At 41.2% G+C, this 20272-nt stretch carries 20 protein-coding genes and 1 pseudogene; 12 read left to right on the forward strand and 9 right to left on the reverse strand.

The window, feature by feature from the left end:
* Positions 1–75 precede the first annotated feature (75 nt).
* Together LC586_RS00305 and LC586_RS00310 are read right to left on the reverse strand one after the other, a co-directional pair.
* Positions 76–414: a hypothetical protein gene (locus LC586_RS00305; protein WP_229482418.1), complete on the reverse strand. Its 339-nt coding sequence runs from the start codon at positions 412–414 to the stop codon at positions 76–78.
* 83 nt (positions 415–497) lie between these two features.
* On the reverse strand, positions 498–884 hold the full coding sequence (locus tag LC586_RS00310) for a dynamin family protein (protein WP_229482419.1): 387 nt from the start codon (positions 882–884) through the stop codon (positions 498–500).
* A 215-nt stretch (positions 885–1099) separates the two neighbouring features.
* On the opposite strand from LC586_RS00310, the gene LC586_RS00315 reads away from it, so the two are divergent.
* Both LC586_RS00315 and LC586_RS00320 read left to right on the forward strand, forming a co-directional pair.
* A complete protein-coding gene (locus LC586_RS00315) occupies positions 1100–1309 on the forward strand; it encodes a hypothetical protein (protein WP_229482420.1) in 210 nt (69 codons plus the stop codon).
* On the forward strand, positions 1306–1572 hold the full coding sequence (locus tag LC586_RS00320) for a type II toxin-antitoxin system RelE family toxin (RefSeq protein WP_229482421.1): 267 nt from the start codon (positions 1306–1308) through the stop codon (positions 1570–1572). Before LC586_RS00315 ends, LC586_RS00320 begins: the two co-directional genes overlap by 4 nt.
* A 34-nt stretch (positions 1573–1606) precedes the next feature.
* Here the strand turns inward: LC586_RS00320 and LC586_RS40460 are convergent.
* Positions 1607–1732 (reverse strand): annotated as a pseudogene (locus LC586_RS40460) (type II toxin-antitoxin system HicA family toxin); the annotation flags it as partial.
* 232 nt (positions 1733–1964) lie between these two features.
* Complete coding sequence (locus LC586_RS00325; protein WP_229482422.1) at positions 1965–2171, reverse strand: type II toxin-antitoxin system HicB family antitoxin; 207 nt, start codon at positions 2169–2171, stop codon at positions 1965–1967.
* Positions 2172–2307: 136 nt separating this feature from the next.
* Here LC586_RS00325 and ygfZ point away from each other — a divergent pair, with 136 nt between their 5' ends.
* The gene (gene ygfZ, locus LC586_RS00330; RefSeq protein WP_229482423.1) at positions 2308–3303 is read left to right on the forward strand and encodes a CAF17-like 4Fe-4S cluster assembly/insertion protein YgfZ; all 996 of its coding nucleotides are present in this window, start codon (positions 2308–2310) and stop codon (positions 3301–3303) included.
* A 5-nt stretch (positions 3304–3308) separates the two neighbouring features.
* Here the strand turns inward: ygfZ and LC586_RS00335 are convergent, their stop codons facing one another.
* Together LC586_RS00335 and LC586_RS00340 are read right to left on the reverse strand one after the other, a co-directional pair.
* On the reverse strand, positions 3309–4235 hold the full coding sequence (locus LC586_RS00335) for a DUF5331 domain-containing protein (protein ID WP_229482424.1): 927 nt from the start codon (positions 4233–4235) through the stop codon (positions 3309–3311).
* A gap of 48 nt (positions 4236–4283) precedes the next feature.
* Complete coding sequence (locus LC586_RS00340; protein ID WP_229482425.1) at positions 4284–4622, reverse strand: (2Fe-2S) ferredoxin domain-containing protein; 339 nt, start codon at positions 4620–4622, stop codon at positions 4284–4286.
* Between LC586_RS00340 and LC586_RS00345 the strand changes: the two genes are divergently transcribed.
* Positions 4616–4753, forward strand: a complete 138-nt coding sequence (locus LC586_RS00345; protein ID WP_229482426.1) for a hypothetical protein — start codon at positions 4616–4618, stop codon at positions 4751–4753. The two genes, LC586_RS00340 and LC586_RS00345, sit on opposite strands and share 7 nt — an antisense overlap.
* A gap of 39 nt (positions 4754–4792) precedes the next feature.
* Here the strand turns inward: LC586_RS00345 and LC586_RS00350 are convergent, their stop codons facing one another.
* From LC586_RS00350 to LC586_RS00360, 3 genes are all read right to left on the reverse strand, one after another.
* Entirely contained in the window at positions 4793–5767 is a 975-nt protein-coding gene (locus LC586_RS00350) for a cysteine synthase A (RefSeq protein WP_229482427.1), read from the reverse strand.
* Between the two features lie 94 nt (positions 5768–5861).
* Entirely contained in the window at positions 5862–6473 is a 612-nt protein-coding gene (locus LC586_RS00355) for a Uma2 family endonuclease (protein ID WP_229482428.1), read from the reverse strand.
* Between the two features lie 139 nt (positions 6474–6612).
* Positions 6613–7224 (reverse strand): Uma2 family endonuclease, encoded by a 612-nt coding sequence (locus LC586_RS00360; protein WP_229482429.1) that lies wholly within the window; start codon positions 7222–7224, stop codon positions 6613–6615.
* Positions 7225–7503: 279 nt separating this feature from the next.
* Here LC586_RS00360 and LC586_RS00365 point away from each other — a divergent pair, with 279 nt between their 5' ends.
* From LC586_RS00365 to LC586_RS00400, 8 genes are all read left to right on the forward strand, one after another.
* Complete coding sequence (locus LC586_RS00365) at positions 7504–7830, forward strand: DUF3040 domain-containing protein (RefSeq protein ID WP_229482430.1); 327 nt, start codon at positions 7504–7506, stop codon at positions 7828–7830.
* Positions 7831–7845: 15 nt separating this feature from the next.
* Positions 7846–9927, forward strand: coding sequence for a dynamin family protein (locus LC586_RS00370; RefSeq protein ID WP_229482431.1), 2082 nt, complete (start codon positions 7846–7848; stop codon positions 9925–9927).
* Positions 9928–10513: 586 nt separating this feature from the next.
* A complete protein-coding gene (locus tag LC586_RS00375) occupies positions 10514–12754 on the forward strand; it encodes a dynamin family protein (RefSeq protein ID WP_229482432.1) in 2241 nt (746 codons plus the stop codon).
* Positions 12755–12872: 118 nt separating this feature from the next.
* The gene (locus LC586_RS00380) at positions 12873–13568 is read left to right on the forward strand and encodes a DUF305 domain-containing protein (protein WP_229482433.1); all 696 of its coding nucleotides are present in this window, start codon (positions 12873–12875) and stop codon (positions 13566–13568) included.
* Positions 13569–14056: 488 nt separating this feature from the next.
* The gene (locus tag LC586_RS00385; RefSeq protein WP_229482434.1) at positions 14057–15625 is read left to right on the forward strand and encodes an efflux RND transporter periplasmic adaptor subunit; all 1569 of its coding nucleotides are present in this window, start codon (positions 14057–14059) and stop codon (positions 15623–15625) included.
* Positions 15626–15690: 65 nt separating this feature from the next.
* A complete protein-coding gene (locus tag LC586_RS00390; RefSeq protein ID WP_229482435.1) occupies positions 15691–18831 on the forward strand; it encodes an efflux RND transporter permease subunit in 3141 nt (1046 codons plus the stop codon).
* A 45-nt stretch (positions 18832–18876) separates the two neighbouring features.
* Positions 18877–19353: a copper resistance CopC family protein gene (locus LC586_RS00395; RefSeq protein WP_229482436.1), complete on the forward strand. Its 477-nt coding sequence runs from the start codon at positions 18877–18879 to the stop codon at positions 19351–19353.
* A 400-nt stretch (positions 19354–19753) separates the two neighbouring features.
* Positions 19754–20227, forward strand: coding sequence for a DUF2808 domain-containing protein (locus LC586_RS00400; RefSeq protein WP_229482437.1), 474 nt, complete (start codon positions 19754–19756; stop codon positions 20225–20227).
* Positions 20228–20272 lie beyond the last annotated feature (45 nt).

Consider the following 20272-nt stretch of genomic DNA (forward strand, 5'->3'; position numbering starts at 1 on the left):
AACAAAGCCCAACTGCGTGGGCTTATGAACTAAGGTGAGGCTTTTTCAGACTGTTTTAGCCACCTATCTAACAGTTTATACTGGCTTCCAAGTATTTAAAGATGCTTGAATAGGAGGAAATTCGCTCAAATATTTATTAAGCTTTGCTTTCTGAGCTTCAACGGTTGCAAGAATTTGCTCTTTTTCGGTTTCTCTAGTTTCCCGTTCTCTCAACACACAGTCAAACTGCTCTTTAAACCTATTCATATAGGCATTAATTTGCTGTTCTGCATCTTTGAAGTCTTTTGCTACCTGTTTATCAATAACTCGCTCTAGTAGGTGTTGGTTTCTCGAAACTTGTTCATCTATCTTTTGCTGAATTAATCTTGCTGTTTCTTTTAAGTCAATGTCATAAACATCTCCTCGAATCGGCACATCAACATAATAATCAGGTTGACAGCAACTACCACTTCTCTTTTCTGGTGTTTTTCCAATAATGACATCTTGTTGATGTTGAATTACTGCGTCAATACCTTAATAACAACAGGTTCTCTTTGCCCCTGTCGATACTCTAGCAATCTTGGTGTAGCTATAGTGTAAATTGGTCGGATATCAGTACGGCAGATTGTACACGCTTCTGCTTCACTTGCCAAAACATCAGCACCAATCACAGCATTCAAAAAAGTACTCTTGCCAGCTTTCATTGCTGCAATCACAGCTACCTGATACTTCTGATCTTTCAATGCCTGTAAAGCTTTGTTGATATTATTCTCGACACTCTGCAAACCTTTGGTATCGTCTCCTTCGCTGAGGCGACCTTGGCGAATTTCCTGAAGGTACTGTAAAAGACGTGTGCCAGTGTTGTATATGCTGTCGTGCGCTGCTTGGAACTGTTCAGAGGACATAATTTATGTGAGGGAAAGTTTAGCTAAAGCACGTACAGCTTCAATTACTAATGAAAATATTTGCCTCAGTGATTACACTGTCATACTAAAGGCGATCGCAAGTTGTTAACAAAATTGCGATGTTGGTAACGGCAGCTTCTCCATTCATCTGCATATATAGAAAATGAAATAGGAAGCGTGCTAGTATCAGGCAAAACGGAGCCAGTAAAGGATATATGCCAGAAATCAACTTAGATGAAATTAAACTTAAAGAACTGTTGAAAACAGTAATTGTTGAGGTACTTCAAGAGCAGAAAGAAGTACTTTATGATTTATTCGCAGAAATTATGGAAGATATAGCCTTAGAAAGGGCTATTAAAGAAGGTGAAAATACTGAAACTGTCAGCCGCGAAGCTATTTTCAAAATTTTGGATAGTAAAGGATGAATATAGAGTTCAGAAAAAGCTTTGAAAAAGATTTAAATAATATTCGGGATGAAGCCTTACTTAAAAAGATTAAGGCGGTTATTGAAGAAGTAGAAAACGCCGAAAATCTATCAAATATAAGTAATATTAAAAAACTCCAAGCTGATGGTAACTATTATCGCATCAGAATTGGAGACTACAGAGTTGGAATTGCAGTATCAGAGAGTGTAGTGCTTTTTTTAAGGGTATTACACAGGAAAGATGTTTACAGGTACTTTCCGTAGTGTAAACCTAACCCCTTTCACCCCTACGCCGCCCTTACAAAACCTCAAACTCTTCTACAGTTATCCCAGCTTGTCGTAAAATACTGCCCAGCGTACCGATAGTAATTTCTCGATGACGAGGCATAATCGCAGTACGGGTTCCTTCATCGGTAGATTTGGCAAACTTTACGTGATATCATGTCCGCTTGATTGCTTATTAAACCCGAAGAACCCCACCCCGCCAAAGCGTAGCTTTGTCTCCCCTCCCCGCAAGCAGGAGGGGCTGGGGGTGGGGTGTAATGGCTGTGGTTAGCATAACTATTTATGCGGACATGATATGACTACTCTTTTGGCTAACTTCCCCAAAGCCTGCTGCTTCTAATCTACGCTTAACCTCACGATAAGGTAATGGTTTAAGCGGCACCTATTTCTACCTGAAGTGTCTTAATTTGAGGAAGAACAGTAGCTACTGGTGGTTCAAAATGCAGTGACAAAGCTTCTTCAAGATTAGCCAATGCCTCAGTTTCAGTCTCGCCCTGACTAGCAATATCAATCTCTAAGCATTGTGCCACAAACCAGTTACCTTCCTGCCATACACTTGCAGTAAAAGTTCGTTTCATAAGTTTTTATTGTTCGGCACTTTCTTTTGATTTGATTATACGCTACAAGAAAACCGGAGATGCATTGAAGCCGCAAACGCTTATTTGCTAAGATTTCCAGTGCGACAACATTGAAACAGGGCAACTTCTCATCACCATGCCAACATCTACAATTGACGATAAAGACGCAGCAGCTATCCAAGCCGCCAGAGTTGGGGTTGCAATATGCGATCGCACCGCCTGGGGACGCATCAAAGTGTCTGGCGACGATCGCCTCAATTTCTTACACAACCAAAGTACTAACAATTTCCAAATACTCAAGCCTGGACAAGGTTGTGATACTGTTTTCGTCACTTCCACAGCCAGAACAATTGATTTAGCAACCGCCTACGTTAGAGAAGATGCAGTAATCCTGCTAGTTTCACCCAACCGCCGCCAATATCTCATGGAATGGCTGGATAAATATATTTTCTATGCCGATAAGGTGGAATTATCTGATATTACAGAATACACCAACACCTTCAGCCTCATTGGCCCAGGAAGCGACGCTGTTTTAGAAAAGTTGGGTATTGGCGAACTCATCGGGCAACCTTACGGTAGTCACAAAGTATACACCATTGCTTCGGCTGAAGGAGTGCGGATTGCTGTGGGTAGTGGGTTAGCCGCTCCCGGATACACCTTCACTTTCCCCTATACTGATAAATCTTCGGTGTGGAACAAATTGTTAGAAGCCGGGGCGGTAGAGATGAGCGATCGCGCCTGGGATGCTTTGCGAATATTACAAGGCCGCCCCGCCCCAGATGCAGAACTCACAGATGATTACAATCCTCTGGAAGTTGGTTTGTGGCAAACAATTTCTTTTACTAAAGGTTGCTATATTGGGCAAGAAACTATCGCCCGATTAAATACATATAAAGGTGTAAAACAACACCTTTTGGGTATACGACTCAGTGCCCCTGCGGAAGTTGGAAGTGCGATCGCAGTTGGAGATGAAAAGGTCGGCAAACTTACCAGTTACACAGAAACCACTGATGGTTACTTTGGACTAGGTTACATTCGCACTAAAGCTGGTGGCGTGGGGTTGAAAGTCAAAGTGGGAGAAACAGAAGGTGAAGTTATAGAAATCCCGTTTGTTTCTCATGATTACCCATAAGTAATTCAAGTCAAAATATCTTCTTTATTCCTAACGCCGTAACAAAATTCATCTACCCAAGAAGCTATACTACGGGCATTTGTGGTTGGTAGATTCACTTTGCTCTTAACATCTTGTGGTTGAATATTCGGATGTTTGCCGTTGCTTTTAACCTCAGTAGTAGTTGCTAGCGATCGCACTGGTTTACCATTACTAGAAATCTCAGTGGTAATTGCCAATGATGCGCCCACAGGGATTCGGCTAGATGGCGCGTTGCTCTTAACTTCGGTAGCTAATGCCATAGATGGCATAATTTTAGCTTTGCTGTTAACCTCACTGGTCATTGTCGCCGATGCTCCTGAAGGTAACTGACCAGAGTGCCAGCGTACTGGTTGATATTTCCTTAGCAAACCGGAGGATGGCGTTTTTGCCGGAGTATCTGGAGCAATTTTAGTTGCATTTGCTACTATCAACTCAGGTTTGCGTGTGCGAACTACCTCAGTAGTAGCTGTAAATGATCGCACAACTTGATCGGCGCGTGGCAAGTTGGAATCTAGAGTATTGGCAAGAGAATGAGAGGCAATCTTGCTGGCAGTTACAACCGATGACAGATATTTATCCTCAGAATGCTTCTCTGGCGACTCGCTTTCAACTTGGGTTATAGCCATAGAATGGTCTGATTTTATTAAACGTAACTCTTCATCAGGACTGAAGTTAAGACCTAAAGCGGCGACTATTTTATCTGGATCGTTATTCAGATCCAGCATAAAAGCAAGTATTTCATCAAACTGGGGTTCTAAAACAGACAGTGTTGCCAAAATAAAACCGGACAAAGGACGGCGCAGACCATCGTAAGTGCCCCAAATTCGCATTTTGACCAGCCAGGAAATATTTTGCTCGTAGTAACTTAGCCACTTTTGTTTTAAGGATTGACGCAGCTGTTGGATATTCATTGGATGCCTCACTTCAGTCAACAAGATTGCAGAGATTGATATTATTAATTAGTTTGATTTCTGGGGATGAAACCGATAATAGAGCATCTGTTGGACTCTTTGACCACCTAGCAAATGATTTTCTATCAGTAGAGATACTTCATCGGGTTGAACGCCGCTATACCAGACCATATCGGGTAATACCAGCACCATCGGCCCATTGCCACATTGTCCCAAACAGCTGCTAGCCGTTACTGTTACACCAGGGATTGGCAAGGCTGCAAAAGCTGCTAAAACCTTAACTGCACCTTGCTTTTTGCAAGTGCGATTTTGACAAACCCGCACACATTTAGGAGAAGAGGGTTGGTCTGTTGTAGGGAAGTTTGATGGTTGAGCTATGTTTGACATTTTTTAACGAACCACAGAGGCGCAGAGGAGAGGGAGATGAGGGAGATGAGGGAGATGAGGGAGATGAGGGAGATGAGGGAGATGAGGGAGATGAGGGAGATGAGGGAGATGAGGGAGATGAGGGAGAATAAATAACCCATGCCCCATGCCCAATGCCCAATTCCCCATAACTAATCTATTGAAAGTCCTTTTGAGGCTAGCCATTCAGCGTTAAATATCCGCGACTGATAGCGGGAACCACTATCACATAAGATGGTGACAATGGTATGTCCTGGCCCCAACTGTTTCGCTAGGGCAACAGCTGCGCCAACATTAATACCTGTTGAACCGCCCATTAATAGCCCATCTTTCCTCAGCAGTTGGTAAACTACCCGTAAAGCTTCTTGGTCATCGATTTGAATCGCATCATCAGCAGGTGCGCCTTCCATATTGGCTGTGACACGACCATTGCCGATGCCTTCGGTGATGGAATTTCCTTCTATATTGATTTCGCCGGTTTTGACATAGCTATAAAGTCCACTACCCAATGGATCGGCAACAACGCATTTAATCGCCGGATTTTGTTCTTTCAAGTACAACGCCACACCAGCATAAGTACCACCAGTACCAGTTGCAGCTGTCCATGCATCTATTTTACCATCTGTCTGTGTCCAAATTTCTGGCCCTGTGGTTTCGTAGTGGGCGCGACGGTTGGCTAAGTTATCAAACTGATTCGCCCAAATAGCGTTTTCCAACTCAGCAGCGACTCTGCCAGATAGTTTGACGTAATTGTTTGGGTCTTTGTAGGGTACAGCAGGAACGGGACGAACTTCTGCGCCTAGTGCTGTCAGTGCGTCTATTTTTTCTTGTGACTGAGTATCGGGAATAATAATTAGGCATTTGTAGCCTTTGGCGTTGCAAATATGCGCCAGCCCAATGCCAGTATTACCAGCAGTTCCTTCTACAACTGTGCCACCGGGTTTGAGTAAACCTTTCTCTTCTGCATCTTCGATGATATAAAGTGCGGCGCGGTCTTTGACGGAACCGCCAGGATTGAGAAATTCAGCTTTAGCGAGGATTTCACATCCTGTTTCTTCACTGAAACTGTTTAAGCGAATCAGAGGTGTGTTGCCAACAGCACCGACGAAGCCATTCTTAATATCCATTTTGACTGTACCTGTGTGAGTATCTATAAAAATTTTGGCTTATAGCGGTGGCATAATTTACAACTGATTTGCCTAAAATCAAATGATGCGTACACTACCAAACTTTACTCATATTCAGAACAAACCCAGGCAATACTGATTCACCGCTAACAGTCGCGGGATTTTCCAAACATTCCTCTGGTACACCAGGACGATAAATATAGACTCGGCGATGCTTGCGGTCAATTAGCAAGCCTAGCTGTACTCCTGGCTCCCTCATATATTCCTCCATTTTTTCCTTCAACGGTTGGAGGTTATCAGAAGCCGACCTTAGTTCAAGTACAAAATCTGGACAGATGGGGGCAAATCTTTGCTGTTTTTCTGGGGAGATAGCATTCCACCGTTCCAGTTTAATCCAGGAAGCATCAGGCGTAGACACGGAGTGGCTTGTCGTCAGACATCGCTCTGCACCCGTTGAGAGCTTAAATCCTGTGCTGGAATCAAAACAAATACCTGTCCCGTCTTTTTCTGCCCAAACTCCTAGCTGTAAGGCAACGTTGAAGTTACGATTACCCGTCTCTGAACCAGTGGGGGACATAATTGATATTTCTCCAAATTGATTCCGCTCAATGCGTAATTCACGATTAACCTGACAAAGGTCAAAAAACTGCTCGTCTGTCATTTGCATTGAGGGAGGAATTTGCACAACTAAAGGGGATGAAAACATGATGATTTCCTCTAGGTTTTGCTGTCTACCCGACTGGCTTGTATTTCTTATTCTCTCCCAAACCATTGTTACTGTTGAATTCAGCAAGCATTAACTGGGGATTCTACTAATGATTTAAGACTTAGGTATTCATTTGCTCCTACCACACTTTATTCAAATTCAGAACAAACCCAGGTAATACCGATTCATCGCTAACAGTCGCGGGATTTTCCAAACATTCCTCTGGTACACCAGGACGATAAATATAGACTCGGCGATGCTTGCGGTCAATTAGCAAGCCTAGCTGTACTCCTGGCTCCCTCATATATTCCTCCATTTTCTCCTTCAACGGTTGGAGGTTATCAGAAAGCGACCTCAGTTCAAGGACAAAATCTGGACAGATGGGGGCAAATCTTTGCTGTTTTTCTTGGGAGAGAGCATTCCACCGTTCCAGTTTAATCCAGGAAGCATCAGGCGTAGACACGGAGTGGCTTGTCGTCAGACATCGCTCTGCACCCGTTGAGAGCTTAAATCCTGTGCTGGAATCAAAACAAATACCTGTCCCGTCTTTTTCTGCCCAAACATATAATTGACCAGCGATGCTGAAGTTACGATTACCTGTCTCTGAACCAGTGGGGGGCATAATTGATATTTCTCCAAATTGATTCCGCTCAATGCGTAATTCACGATTAACCTGACAAAAGTCAAAAAACTGCTCGTCTGTCATTTGCATTGAAGGAGGAATTTGCACAACTAAAGGGGATGAAAACATAATGATTTCCTCTAGGTTTTCCTGTCTACCCGACTGGCTTGTATTTCTTATTCTTACGCAAGTCATTCTTTTGGTGAGACGGTAATATTCGTTTTCGCCACAATTTTCTGGAAAGCAGGTGTATTTTGTGGTATTTAACTCCAACTTAAGTTTAGCAGGCAATGAAAATTAAAATAGTAATTTTACTGGGGTTGTTAAATATTTACGTGAGTTACGATACAGCATGAATAACGAGCGAATACTAACATCTTTTCTTTGTCTTAGACGGGGTGGATACTGATGACATCTGAAAGCGAGCGTGAAAAAGAACTTGAACACCGAGAACGTATATTACGAGAACGAGAAGTTGAATTGCGGCTCCGGGAAATGGAAAGTAACATCTATGCTACCGATGCGGTTTTTCATCAAACTGTCAAGCATCAACCAGAAAATTCCCAGAAACCTTGGATGAAAAAAGTGATTCTGGGTGGGAAGCTGTTTGTTCTTGGTGTGGTAGCGCTGGTTGCAGTGAGGTTAGCCTCAGTGCTGGCTGGGTTTATCATTGTTGGTGCGCTGGGGTGGATGTCTTACAAATTATTTTTGGAATCTAAAAAAACCAATCTTTAATTAAGGTGTATTGTTATGACTGATCAAGTAGCAAATGACAGATTTATCCAAGATTTAGAGCGAGTTGCTCAAGTGCGATCGGAGATTTCTGTGTGTTTAAGTAAATTAGCCCAAACAATTAATCAAGCTGAGTTGGCTGGAGACTCTTCATCAGGTAAACTCAGTTTAGAGCGAGATATTGAAGATATTACAATAGCTAGTAAAAACCTCCGGCAAGGTGTATTTCGCCTTTTGGTATTGGGCGATATGAAACGCGGGAAAAGTACGTTTCTCAATGCCTTAATTGGGGAAAACTTATTACCAAGTGATGTTAACCCTTGTACCGCAGTGTTAACAGTTTTACGCTATGGGCCAGAAAAGAAAGTTACCATTCATTTTAATGATGGGAAAAGTCCGCAACAGCTAGATTTTCAAAACTTTAAATATAAATATACCATTGATTCGGCTGAAGCTAAAAAACTAGAGCAGGAGAAAAAACAAGCATTTCCAGATGTTGATTATGCAGTAGTTGAGTATCCCTTAACGCTACTAGAAAAGGGAATTGAAATTGTCGATAGTCCAGGATTGAATGATACAGAAGCGCGAAATGAATTATCTTTGGGTTATGTAAATAACTGCCATGCAATTTTGTTTGTGATGAGAGCTTCTCAACCTTGTACCTTGGGTGAGCGTCGCTACCTAGAAAATTATATCAAAGGTCGAGGATTGACAGTTTTCTTCTTAGTTAACGCTTGGGATCAGGTGCGGGAATCATTGATTGATCCTGATGATGTGGAAGAATTAAAAGCATCTGAGAATAGATTGCGGCAAGTATTTAACGCGAATTTAGCAGAATATTGTACTGTAGAAGGTCAGAATATTTATGACGAACGAGTGTTTGAGCTTTCGTCAATTCAAGCACTCAGACGACGGTTAAAAAATCCCCAAGCTGATTTAGAGGGGACTGGCTTTCCGAAGTTTATGGAAGCGCTTAATACTTTTCTTACCAGAGAACGTGCGATCGCAGAACTCCGTCAAGTGAGAACCTTGGCAAGACTTGCCTGCAATCATACCCGCGAAGCAGTTGCAAGGCGCATACCATTACTCGATCAAGATGTAAATGAATTAAAAAAACGGATTGATTCAGTGGAACCTGAGTTTAACAAACTCACAGGTATTCGAGATGAATTCCAAAAAGAAATTATCAATACAAGAGACACTCAAGCAAGAACAATTTCCGAATCTTTTCGCGGCTACGTTTTAAATTTAGGTAATACTTTTGAAACCGATTTCTTGCGCTATCAGCCGGAATTAAATCTGTTTGATTTTCTCAGTAGTGGTAAACGAGAAGCATTTAACACCGCACTGCAAAAAGCCTTTGAGCAATATATCACTGACAAATCTGCTGCTTGGACATTAACTGCTGAAAAAGATATCAATGCCGCTTTTAAAGAACTTTCTCGGAGTGCTTCACAATATGGCGCGTCTTACAGTCAAGTCACAGATCAAATCACAGAAAAACTCACCGGACAAAACGTCAAAGTAAATGCCACTACTACAGCTGAAGAAGATAACTCTCCCAGCTGGGCAAAATGGGCAATGGGATTGTTATCACTGTCTAAGGGAAATCTTGCTGGTTTCGCACTAGCAGGAGCCGGATTTGATTGGAAAAATATCTTGTTAAACTACTTTACTGTAATTGGCATTGGCGGGATAATTACAGCAGTGACAGGTATTTTTCTTGGCCCCATCGGGTTTGCACTGCTAGGTTTAGGAGTAGGATTTTTGCAAGCAGATCAAGCGCGTAAAGAATTAGTTAAAACGGCGAAGAAAGAGTTAGTTAAACATCTCCCCCAAGTCGCACATGAGCAATCTCAGGTTGTATACAATGCCGTTAAAGAGTGTTTTGACTCTTACGAAAGAGAAGTGAGTAAGCGGATTAACGATGATATTGTATCTCGGAAATCTGAATTAGATAATCTAGTCAAGCAGAAACAAACCCGCGAAATAAATCGTGAGGGTGAGTTCAATCGTTTAAAAAATTTACAAGAAGATGTAATAGCTCAGTTGCAAAAAATCGAGGCGGCGTATAGCAATTTATTAGCTTATTATAGTTGATAATAGTTTATTACTCTCATTCCCAGATAGAAGCTAAAAATGCTTATAGGGAAGCTCTGAACTATGCCTCCCCTAACTATAAGTCAATACGATTCAGTTAACTATTTCTTTCTTCCCTTCGCGTTCTTTGCGTCCTTTGCGGTTCGTTAAAATAATTGACTTTGGCAATTAGCAACGAACCGCGAAGAGCGCAAAGGACACAAAGAAATAAAGAAAGGAACTTTGGCGCAACCTAAGAGGCTGTTTGAAAAGTAATTGGTTATGATTTTAAGTACTTCTAGATCCCCCCTAGCCCCCCTTAAAAAGGGGGGAACCGGAATCAAAGCCCCCCTTTTTAAGGAGAAGAATCAAAGTCTCCCAATTTATCGGGGGATTTAGGGGTATCTAAAACGTTTTGCTACCGACAAGAGGACTTTTCAAACATCCTCTAACAAAAAATAATGGTGTCAGAAGCTTAGTCTTAATAAGCTTTCCTATAAACGATAAATTGCTCAGTCCGAACTAAAATTTTATTATATGTTTAATTATGCCTAGCATAAACATAAAACGATATGCATGACTAGCTAGAAGCTGAGAACGAGGAACTATGCAACAACAGTATGAAGGTTATAAGGATTTAGCAGATTCTCTCAAATCTGCATCTGCATTACTGAATTTAGAACGCAAATCGCAACTGCATCAAGATATAATTACCATCTGCAATCATCTCGTTAATCCTAGCTTTCGGATTGCGGTATTTGGCCCCTTTAATCATGGCAAATCTACCTTACTTAATGCCATGCTAGGGAATCGCACCTTACCAATTGATTTAATTCCCACTACAGGCGCAGCGATTACTGTCAAGTATGGTTCTGATGTACGAACTCGCATCATGTTGGTAGATGGTACAGAAATATATCGCAGTGGCACAGAAATTTTACAGCAATTTGCTATTCTTGATGGCAATAGGCAGATGCGAAAAGATGTAGCATCTGTAGAACTTTTTTGTCCGCATCCCTTTTTAGAAACAGGTGTAGAATTTCTCGATTTACCAGGAACCAATGATAGAGATGAACAAGATAATTTGGTCAGAGAACAACTTTTAAGTGCAGATTTAGTTATACAATTATTAGATGCACGTAAGTTAATGACTTTAGGTGAGCGGGAGAACTTACGAGATTGGTTATTAGATCGCGGTATTAAAACAGTTATTTTTGTCGCTAATTTTCTTAACTTACTCGAACCCGACGAGCAAAAACAGGTTCAAAATCGCTTGCTGTTTGTTGCAGAAAGCTTTAGAGCCGAATTACCTCCAGGTTTTAGTAATTTATATCGCGTTGATGCTTTACCTGCTTTAAGAGCCAGGTTAAAAGGCGATGTTGCGGCTGCCAATAGTAGCGGGTTAGCGGCTTTTGAAACAGCTTTACAAAATATTGTGGGGATTTTGCAACCAGATCGTGGTAGTGTGCGTTTGCCAAGAGTGCAAGCGATCGCTTCTGAAATCCAATACTCATTAAAAGCTAAAATTGACCCGATTGCTCTTGAAATAAAATCCTTTGATGATAAAGAAAATACTAAAATTGAAATTAAACGAAAAGCCGCTAATTTAATCTATAAAGGTTTTTTTACTAGCGTGGGAGAGTTACGCGATTGGCTAGCATTACCCAATCTACTCACAAAATATCAATCTAATGCGGCAGTTGCATTGGCAGAAAGTAACTTTAAATATTGGCAAACAAATACTCTTAAAAAAGACCTGACACAATTACAATTTGCTGCGGTGAAATGGCTTTATCAAGCTTACGAATTTTTCCAAGAAGAGCGACCGCAAGATTTAATAATTCCCTTTCCTAGCGAACCACAAGTAATATTACCATCAAAGCCAAGTAATACTGATGATTTGAGCGAACCTGGTTCTATTGCTGTTGGTGGTGGTATTGGTTGGTTGTTAGGCGGCCCAGTTGGTGCTGCTGTCGTCGGGAGTATTTCTTATTTGCTAAATAAAAATATCCAAAAACAAGACGATCAATTAGCAAAGGAATCTTATCATCAGGAAGTTGCTAAACTTTGTATAACTGCAATTGAAGATTATTTATCTGGCTTCAGTACTCAAGGATTATCTATTTTGGCTGAATATGAACAGAAAGCCGAAAAAGTAATTTGTTTTGAAGTTAGTCAAGAACCACTAGAAATTACTAATAAACGTGAAAGTTTGCAGCAATTGCAAAACGGTTTTAATCAGTTGCTGCAAGAGTTAGAGAAAGTAAAAATATCCTCAAATCATCAACCTTATAAAGAAATACCTAAATACAGTAATACCAATAGAAAATATTCACCACAGCCAGAGAAAGTTCAAGGTTCTCCTAAAAAAGATACTGGTGTTAAGCAACAACAGGAAAATACTGCTAAGAATACTCAGACAAGGGTAAAATCTGTTTCTCCACCGCCAAAAGCTTCTCCCTCTCCACGTCCAGAAGAAGTGGAGACGAAATTTCGTGAGTGGGAACTCAATGAGGAAATAGCGCGGATGAAAGCAGAGATGCGTAGCCCTAAGGCTTGTCGTCAGACATCACCTGGTTCCCAAACTAGCAAACAGCAAAATACAACTCAAAGCAACAAAGCACCCAATCAACCAAAAACCCAGACGGAAAAATATAAGATTACTCGCGCCTATAGTATTTTAGGATTGCAAACAAATGCTTCTCAGGCTGAGGTAAAGCAGGCTTATCGAACTTTAGTAAAAAAATGGCATCCAGATTTGTTTGTTAATCAGCCACAACTGCTAAAACAAGCACAAGAGAAAATGCACTTAGTTAATGAAGCTTACACAACTTTGAGTGATAAATGAACAACAAGAACCCCTATTTATCAAGGAAGTTGGGGTTCTTTAGATTTCATCCTAATTTCATTTCTGGCTGCAAAGCTAAGAAGTAAATATAGAATTAGGAAACTGTTAGGTGAGATTTATGCAACTGCTATCTTTGAGGAATGGGTTTTTGGCGTTAACCTTGACTGCGATCGCTTCAGGCGGTGGGTTAATCACAGGCTGTACCAATACTGCTTCCCAGAACCAAAGCCAAGCCCTAAAGGAAACTGTCACTAATGCTAATGACAAGCAGATGATGAATCACGGTGGTGGCATGAATCACAGCATGGGAATGGATTTAGGCCCAGCCGATGCTAATTTTGATTTACGATTTATCGATGCTATGATACCGCACCATCAAGGGGCTGTGGAAATGGCGAATGTTGCACAGCAGAAATCAAAACGTCCTGAAATCAAAAAATTAGCAGACAATATTATCAAATCGCAAAACCAAGAAATCACTCAGATGAAGCAGTGGCGACAAGCTTGGTATCCCAAGGCGGGAGATAAACCAATGGCTTACAACAGTCAAATGGGCCACATGATGGAAATGTCGTCTGACCAAATGAAAACTATGATGATGAGTCAAGACTTAGGTGCAGCCGATACCGAATTTGATCTGCGCTTTATCAATGCGATGATTCCTCACCACGAAGGGGCTGTAACAATGGCAAAAAATGCCTTAAGTAAGTCTAAACGCCCTGAAATCAAGAAATTAGCTCAAGAAATTGTTAAAGCCCAAGATATAGAGATTAAACAAATGCAACAGTGGCGAAAAGCTTGGTACAACAAGTAATTCGTAATTCGTAATTCGTAATTCGTAATGACGCTCGTTCGCCTTTGGCGTCTCCCCTTGGGAGAAGACTCGCTAACGCTGCGCTAACGTAATTCGTAATATGGTTTTTGCGGAAGTTTTATAAGTATCTGTGTAAATCGGCAAGTAACCAATATGCATTTGCGGTTGGGAATTTCAGGTAAGTGTTTGGTTATTTCAGGAGCGATGTCTACAATCTGACTTTTCACGGTATCTGGAAAACCTCACTTCTATTTCTCTCTTCCTTTAAGGAGAGAGACTTTGAATTTTCCCCCTTCCCGCCACGGGTTGGGGGTTAGGGGGTTAGGTTTTTGGTGGACTTTTCCACATAACGTGAAAAGTCAGGTCTACGACGGGCTACGCCTACACAGCCCAATTTCATCCTAATTTCATTTCTTAATGAAAGACTGGGTAGTGAGACCGAACCACTGTATTTTCTCTGCCTCTGTATCCAAAGACTTTTGATAGCGATGCCTAACTCCTATTCCCAACCACTTACAGTTATTCGCTGTGTTTCTGGGACACTTTTCAATATTTTGTTACTTGCTAGTCCCGCAGTTGTTTTAGCTCACGCTGGACACGGAAATGAATTTCAAGGAGGAAGTGAAACAACTGGTGCTATTGGTTCTATTCAAGTTGATGCCCAAACAGCCAAACGGCTAGGAATTAAAGTTGAACCTGTCAAACGCCAGCAGCTAGCTGTTGGTATTAAAACTATTGGACAGATTGAAACTCTACCCAGCCAAAAAGTGGAAGTAAATACACCAATTTCTCAAGCGAAAGTGGTTGAGTTATTGGTAGAACCTGGTGTCATGGTGAAAAAAGGTCAACCAGTTGCCGTTATATCCAGCCCTGAACTGGTGGAACTGCGGGTTAACTCCCAGGAAAAACTTGCCCAAGGTCAGGCTGATTTACAGCAAGCGCAGGCTGATTTAAGGCTAGCTCAACAAAACCGCGATCGCTATCAACAAATAGCCGCAGCTGAAATAGCTCAAGCACAGAGCCAAGTGGCTTTTGCTCAAGAAAAGTTTAACCAAGATCAACGGTTAGTTAATGCTGGCGCTTTACCACGTCGTAACGCTCTTGAATCGGAAACTCAGTTAGCTCAAGCCAAAGCCGACCTTGCTAAAGCTGCCAGTCGTCGGGACGTTATTGAGGCAGAAAATCAGCTAAAACGCGCTGATTCAGCCGTTCAGGTAGCAAAGTCTCGTATCCAACTAAGTAATAGTATTTATCAAACTCGGCTTTCTCAATTAGGAAACCGCGCCAATGCTCAAGGACTTGTTACCGTGACATCTCCAATTTCTGGCAAAGTTGCCGATCGGGAAGTTACCCTCGGTCAATCATTTGAAGATGCGGGTGGGAAGTTGATGACAATTATCAATGACAGTCGCGTTTTTGCCACCGCGAATATTTATGAAAAAGATTTGAATCAGGTAAGAAGTGGTCAACAGGTAAGCGTTAAAGTTGCTTCTATGCCTAACCGTACCTTCGTCGGACGAATTACCCGAATTGGTTCTGTGGTGGAAGGAGAAACGCGAGTCGTACCAGTGCAAGCTGAACTGGAGAATTCTGGTGGAGTGCTAAAACCAGGAATGTTTGCAGAACTAGAAGTTGTTACAAACCAAACATCACCAGCCAGATTAGCAATTAAGAGCGCGGCTGTAGTTGAAGCCAATGGCAAACAACAGGTTTATGTACAAAATGGCAACGCCTATCAGCCTGTTGAAGTTACTTTAGGTCAAACCTCTGGGGATATGGTTGAGGTCAAAACTGGCTTATTCGAGGAGGATTTGATCGTGACTGTGCGATCGCCTCAGCTTTATGCTCAGTCTTTGCGTGGTGATACTAAGCCAAAAGTAGACGAACACACGGAAACTCCTAGACAGAGTACAACAGAGGCAGCACCACTGTGGCTGCTGGGAGCAGGAGGAGCAGCATTAGCCACAGTAGCTTTTATGGGAGGTGCTTTTTGGTCTAGTCGTCGCACCAATCAACTTCAACTAGCACAGCACAACATAAATAAACCACCCATTTGAAATGTCTAAAAACCTTACACCATCTTAATTACGAATTACGAATTACGAATTACGAATTACAAATAATGCTGAGTGCGATTATTAAATGGGCGATCGCTCGCCGTTGGTTAGTTATTCTGGGTGCAATTGTCCTAACACTTTGGATATTTCGGACAATTATCCAAATGCCGTTGGATGTTTTCCCCAGCTTTGCACCACCCCAAGTTGAAATTCAAACTGAAGCACCAGGACTAGCACCAGAAGAAGTTGAATCTTTAGTAACTTTACCAATTGAAAGTGCAATTAACGGTACTCCAGGAATTACAGCAGTACGTTCTTCTAGTGCGTCCGGAGTTTCCGTTGTCAAAGTAATTTTTAACTGGGGAAGTAATATTTATCAAGCTCGCCAATTAGTAACAGAGCGATTGCAACAGAGTTCTAGTAAGCTTCCTGAAGGAGTGGAAACGCCACAAATTTCCCCCACCAGTTCCCCCATTGGTACTGTACTGCAATACGCTTTCACTTCTGAAAATACTCCTTTGATGGAAGTGCGGCGCATTGTCGATTGGCAAGTAACAAATCGCCTTTTGGCTGTTCCAGGTGTTAGTCAGGTTATAGCGTATGGCGGCGATACTCGCCAATATCAAGTATTAATTGACCCAGAGAAGTTACAAGCATTTAATGTCACTTTAGAAGATGTGCAGGAAGCTGTATCTGCTGCCAATGTTAATGCACCGGGTGGCTATTTGATTACCCCCGATCGAGAAAAATTAATTCGAGGCATTGGACGGATTGAATCTATTGAAGAATTACAGCAGTCAGCAATTACTGCCCGCAACGGTACACCTGTGAAAATATCCGATGTAGCTGATGTCCAAATTGGTGCAGCTATCAAACGGGGTGATGGCAGTTTTAACGGTCGAAAGGCAATTATTGTGATGATTAATAAACAGCCTCAAGCCGATACTCCTACTGTTACCCGTGCCATAGAAGAGGCGATGTCAGAAGTAAAAACTGGCTTACCACAAGATATTAATATCACCCCTACCTTCCGACAAGAAAACTATATTGATTCTTCAATTGCCAATGTTAGAGAAGCTTTAATTGAAGGCAGTCTTATTGTTGCAATTATCCTCATTCCATTTTTGATGAATTGGCGTAATCTAGCTATTTGTCTAACTGCCTTACCTTTATCTTTACTAATAGGAGTATTGTTACTAAATTGGCTAGGACAAGGGTTAAATACTATGACTTTGGGAGGATTAGCAGTTGCAATTGGTTCAGCAGTTGATGATGCAATTGTCGATGCCGAAAACGTCTATCGTAACTTACGAGAAAACAAATACTCTTCTAATCCGCGCCCAGTTTTAGATGTGGTATTTGACGGTTGTCAAGAGGTACGCGATTCGGTATTTGGAGCCACCATAATTACCATAGTTGTCTTCTCTCCAGTTTTTGCTTTGGCTGGTGTAGAAGGTAGTATTTTTATCCCAATGGGATTAGGCTATATGGCGGCAGTTATTGCTTCTAGTATCACAGCATTAACGGTGACTCCGGCATTATGTGCCATCTTATTGCCTTACGGTAACTTGCCAGAAACCGAGCCTTGGATAGCAAGATTTTTTAAGAAGCTTTATCATCCCCTGTTAACATTTTCTCTGCGGCATTCTGGAATTATTTTAACCCTAGCTGCGGCCAGTTTAGTAGCATCTGCTGTGATTGCTCTCTCCTTTGGAAGAGTGTTTTTACCAGAATTTCAAGAGCAAACTTTGGTAAATACCCTGACTCTCTATCCTGGTGTATCTTTGGAAACTACCAATGCAGCTGGAGAAGCACTTCAAGATGCGCTGAAGGGAGACTCTAGATTTCCTTACGTGCAGTTGCGTTCTGGACGTGCGCCTGGTGATGCAGATGCAGCAGGGGTGAATTTGGGACATTTAGATATTGAGTTGAGTAAAGCGGGGATGGAAGATAGGGAGGCGAGTATTAAAAAGCTGCGGGAAGAGTTTGCTAAATTACCAGGGGTAGCGCCGAATATTGGAGGTTTTATCTCTCATCGGATGGATGAGGTTTTGTCTGGTGTGAGAAGTGCGATCGCTATCAAAATTTTTGGTTCGGAATTAGAAGAACTCCGCATCATTGGGAGCCAAGTAAATGAAGTAATGAAAAGTGTTAATGGGATTGTTGATTTACAACTTGAGCCTCAAGTACCAGTGGAACAAATACAAATTAAGTTCAATCGCCAAGCCGCTTCTCGATATGGTTTAACGGTAGGAAAACTTTCCGAAATTATTGAAACTGCCCTCAATGGAAAAGTAGTTTCCCAAGTTTTGGAAAAACAACAAACTTTTGACTTAGTTGTGTGGTTAAAACCAGATGCACGTCAAACTTTGGATACCATTGGCAATTTATTAGTTGATACTCCTGATGGTCAAAAGATTCCTTTAGCACAAGTTGCCATAATTAACAATGGCTCAGGGCCTAACACTATCAATAGAGAAAATGTTTCCCGCTTGATTGTTGTTTCTGCTAACGCTAGCGGTAGAGATTTGCGCTCTATTGTCAATGAAATTCGAGATAAAGTTAACCAACAAGTGCATCCTCCCTCTGGTTACTATATTCAATATGCAGGGCAATTTGAGGCGCAAGAACGAGCCACTCAGAATATCTTAATTTCCAGTGCGATCGCCTTTGTCGTCATTACAGTAATTATGTATCTTTCAGTCAAATCTATTCCTTCTACCATCATGATTATGATTAACTTACCTTTGGCATTGGTGGGAGGAGTATTTTCAGTAGCTTTGACAGATGGTGTGATTTCTATTGCTTCCTTAGTTGGCTTTATCACTCTATTTGGAGTTGCTACTCGTAATGGTTTGCTACTGGTAGATAATTACAATACCAAATTTGCTGTTCGCAAAGCGTCCCGTAGGGAAGGAGTGCCTCTTAAAGAAGTGCTTATTCAAGGTTCAATGGAAAGGCTAAACGCCATTTTGATGACAGCTTTTACCTCAGCTTTAGGATTAGCACCATTAGTAGTTGAGAGTGGCCCTGGTAAAGAAATTTTGCAACCCCTTTCGATAGTAGTGTTAGGTGGCTTGTTTACCTCTACAGCATTAACACTGTTAGTTATTCCAGCTTTGTATTCTCAGTTTAGGAAGTTTTTGGTTCCTAAAGATACTATATCAGTACAAAAAATTTATGTAGCTAAAACCCCAGTATCATAAATGGGTTTTTATATTTGTTTATTATTTGTGACCCGGAGGAAATTAATGATTTCACTAAAATCAAGCTTGATTGTTATAGGAAGTGTAGGGCTGCTTTTTTTTGGAGCTTGTAGTAACAGTAATCAAGTAGCTACTACCGAAAAAAGTCCAGCTATTTCTACCTCAAATCCAGCTTCGCCTGCTGGCAAAACATCTAGCCAGCATGGTGAATCTAAAGGAGGTCAAGTTGTGGAAACAGGAGCCTATCATTTAGAGTTTGTAGCTGAGAAAGAAGCTAATGGAACTCACATGGATTTTTACTTACAAAAAGGCGACAATCACGAAGCAATATCTAATGCCAAAGTTAAAGCTCAAGTTCAGACACCTGATGGAAGCCAGAAAACTTTAAACCTTACTTATGACCAAGAAGGTAAACACTATACTGTTTTGCTACCAGAAAAATCTTCTGGTCAATATCAAGTGAAGATGCTTGTGGATGTTGACGGCAAAAAAGTAGACGGTCGTTTTAGTTTTAATAAGTAAATCTGCAAGCAATTCTCAGAGGATGTCTTAAAAGTATTGGGCGAATATAATTCAATATGGGTTAAGGATAATCTTAGGTTGGGTTGAGGAACGAAACTAAACCTACCTAGCTTAAGCTTTTTAGAACTAACTAAACCGTATTAGAATATAATTCGCTACTACACAAGTAAAATCTACCTGCGTGGAATAACGAAAAAATTAAATTTTTTAAACCTGCATAAGTAGGTTTTCTTAGTGTAGCCGTCATTTCCAATCGTCAGCTATTTTTTTAAAAGTGGGACGCACCTAAATTTCATCTTGATTTCATCTATCTCTATCAAGCTAGTTAATAGCAGATTTATTTAAAAATAATGAGTCTGATACTAGATTAACAAGATTGGTTTATTGGAGATTTGAAATCGTGAAAAAATTCATTTTTACAACGGCGATTAGTTTGACACTTACAGCTTCATTCTCTGCTGTCTATGCAAGTCAGATACCAGCTAATAAGAGTTTTCCTCATATTCTTAGCACAGTGCAATTTCCCCAAATTAAATGGGGAACTGTTCGACATACTTTCAAATTGGAAATTCCTCAAAATAGCAGTGCTATTACCCAGATAAATATCGATGTTCCACCTGGTTTAAGTGTAAAAAATAATTTCAGTATTTCTGATCAATCTGGTCGAAAAATTCAGGCAAATACCACTGTTAACGATCGCAAGATTACGATCGCTTTCGCCCAACTTGTCGCCCCTGCGAATATACTCAATATTGATATGAATAGAGTAAACCGGACGGGAACTTCAAATGCTTGGCTCTACCGAGTTTCTGCTAAATTTGTTGGTAGTGATGCAGAAATTCCCGTAGGTGTAGCCCAGTTTCGGATCTACTAATCTACAGTTTTTGATGGTAAATCATAGATTTTTAAACTTTGAGGA

The sequence above is a fragment of the Nostoc favosum CHAB5714 genome, from assembly GCF_020829495.1.
Lineage (GTDB): Bacteria > Cyanobacteriota > Cyanobacteriia > Cyanobacteriales > Nostocaceae > Nostoc > Nostoc favosum.

Coding starts and splice junctions, on each gene's coding strand:
- LC586_RS00370 (WP_229482431.1), top strand. CDS start 7,846: ATGACTGATCAAGTAGCAAATGACAGATTTATCCAAGATTTAGAGCGA.
- LC586_RS00335 (WP_229482424.1), bottom strand. CDS start 4,235: ATGAATATCCAACAGCTGCGTCAATCCTTAAAACAAAAGTGGCTAAGT.
- LC586_RS00325 (WP_229482422.1), bottom strand. CDS start 2,171: ATGAAACGAACTTTTACTGCAAGTGTATGGCAGGAAGGTAACTGGTTT.
- ygfZ (WP_229482423.1), top strand. CDS start 2,308: ATGCCAACATCTACAATTGACGATAAAGACGCAGCAGCTATCCAAGCC.
- LC586_RS00310 (WP_229482419.1), bottom strand. CDS start 884: ATGTCCTCTGAACAGTTCCAAGCAGCGCACGACAGCATATACAACACT.
- LC586_RS00320 (WP_229482421.1), top strand. CDS start 1,306: ATGAATATAGAGTTCAGAAAAAGCTTTGAAAAAGATTTAAATAATATT.
- LC586_RS00360 (WP_229482429.1), bottom strand. CDS start 7,224: ATGTTTTCATCCCCTTTAGTTGTGCAAATTCCTCCTTCAATGCAAATG.
- LC586_RS00350 (WP_229482427.1), bottom strand. CDS start 5,767: ATGGATATTAAGAATGGCTTCGTCGGTGCTGTTGGCAACACACCTCTG.
- LC586_RS00395 (WP_229482436.1), top strand. CDS start 18,877: ATGATTTCACTAAAATCAAGCTTGATTGTTATAGGAAGTGTAGGGCTG.
- LC586_RS00385 (WP_229482434.1), top strand. CDS start 14,057: ATGCCTAACTCCTATTCCCAACCACTTACAGTTATTCGCTGTGTTTCT.
- LC586_RS00355 (WP_229482428.1), bottom strand. CDS start 6,473: ATGTTTTCATCCCCTTTAGTTGTGCAAATTCCTCCCTCAATGCAAATG.
- LC586_RS00315 (WP_229482420.1), top strand. CDS start 1,100: ATGCCAGAAATCAACTTAGATGAAATTAAACTTAAAGAACTGTTGAAA.
- LC586_RS00365 (WP_229482430.1), top strand. CDS start 7,504: ATGACATCTGAAAGCGAGCGTGAAAAAGAACTTGAACACCGAGAACGT.
- LC586_RS00380 (WP_229482433.1), top strand. CDS start 12,873: ATGCAACTGCTATCTTTGAGGAATGGGTTTTTGGCGTTAACCTTGACT.
- LC586_RS00340 (WP_229482425.1), bottom strand. CDS start 4,622: ATGTCAAACATAGCTCAACCATCAAACTTCCCTACAACAGACCAACCC.
- LC586_RS00375 (WP_229482432.1), top strand. CDS start 10,514: ATGCAACAACAGTATGAAGGTTATAAGGATTTAGCAGATTCTCTCAAA.
- LC586_RS00390 (WP_229482435.1), top strand. CDS start 15,691: ATGCTGAGTGCGATTATTAAATGGGCGATCGCTCGCCGTTGGTTAGTT.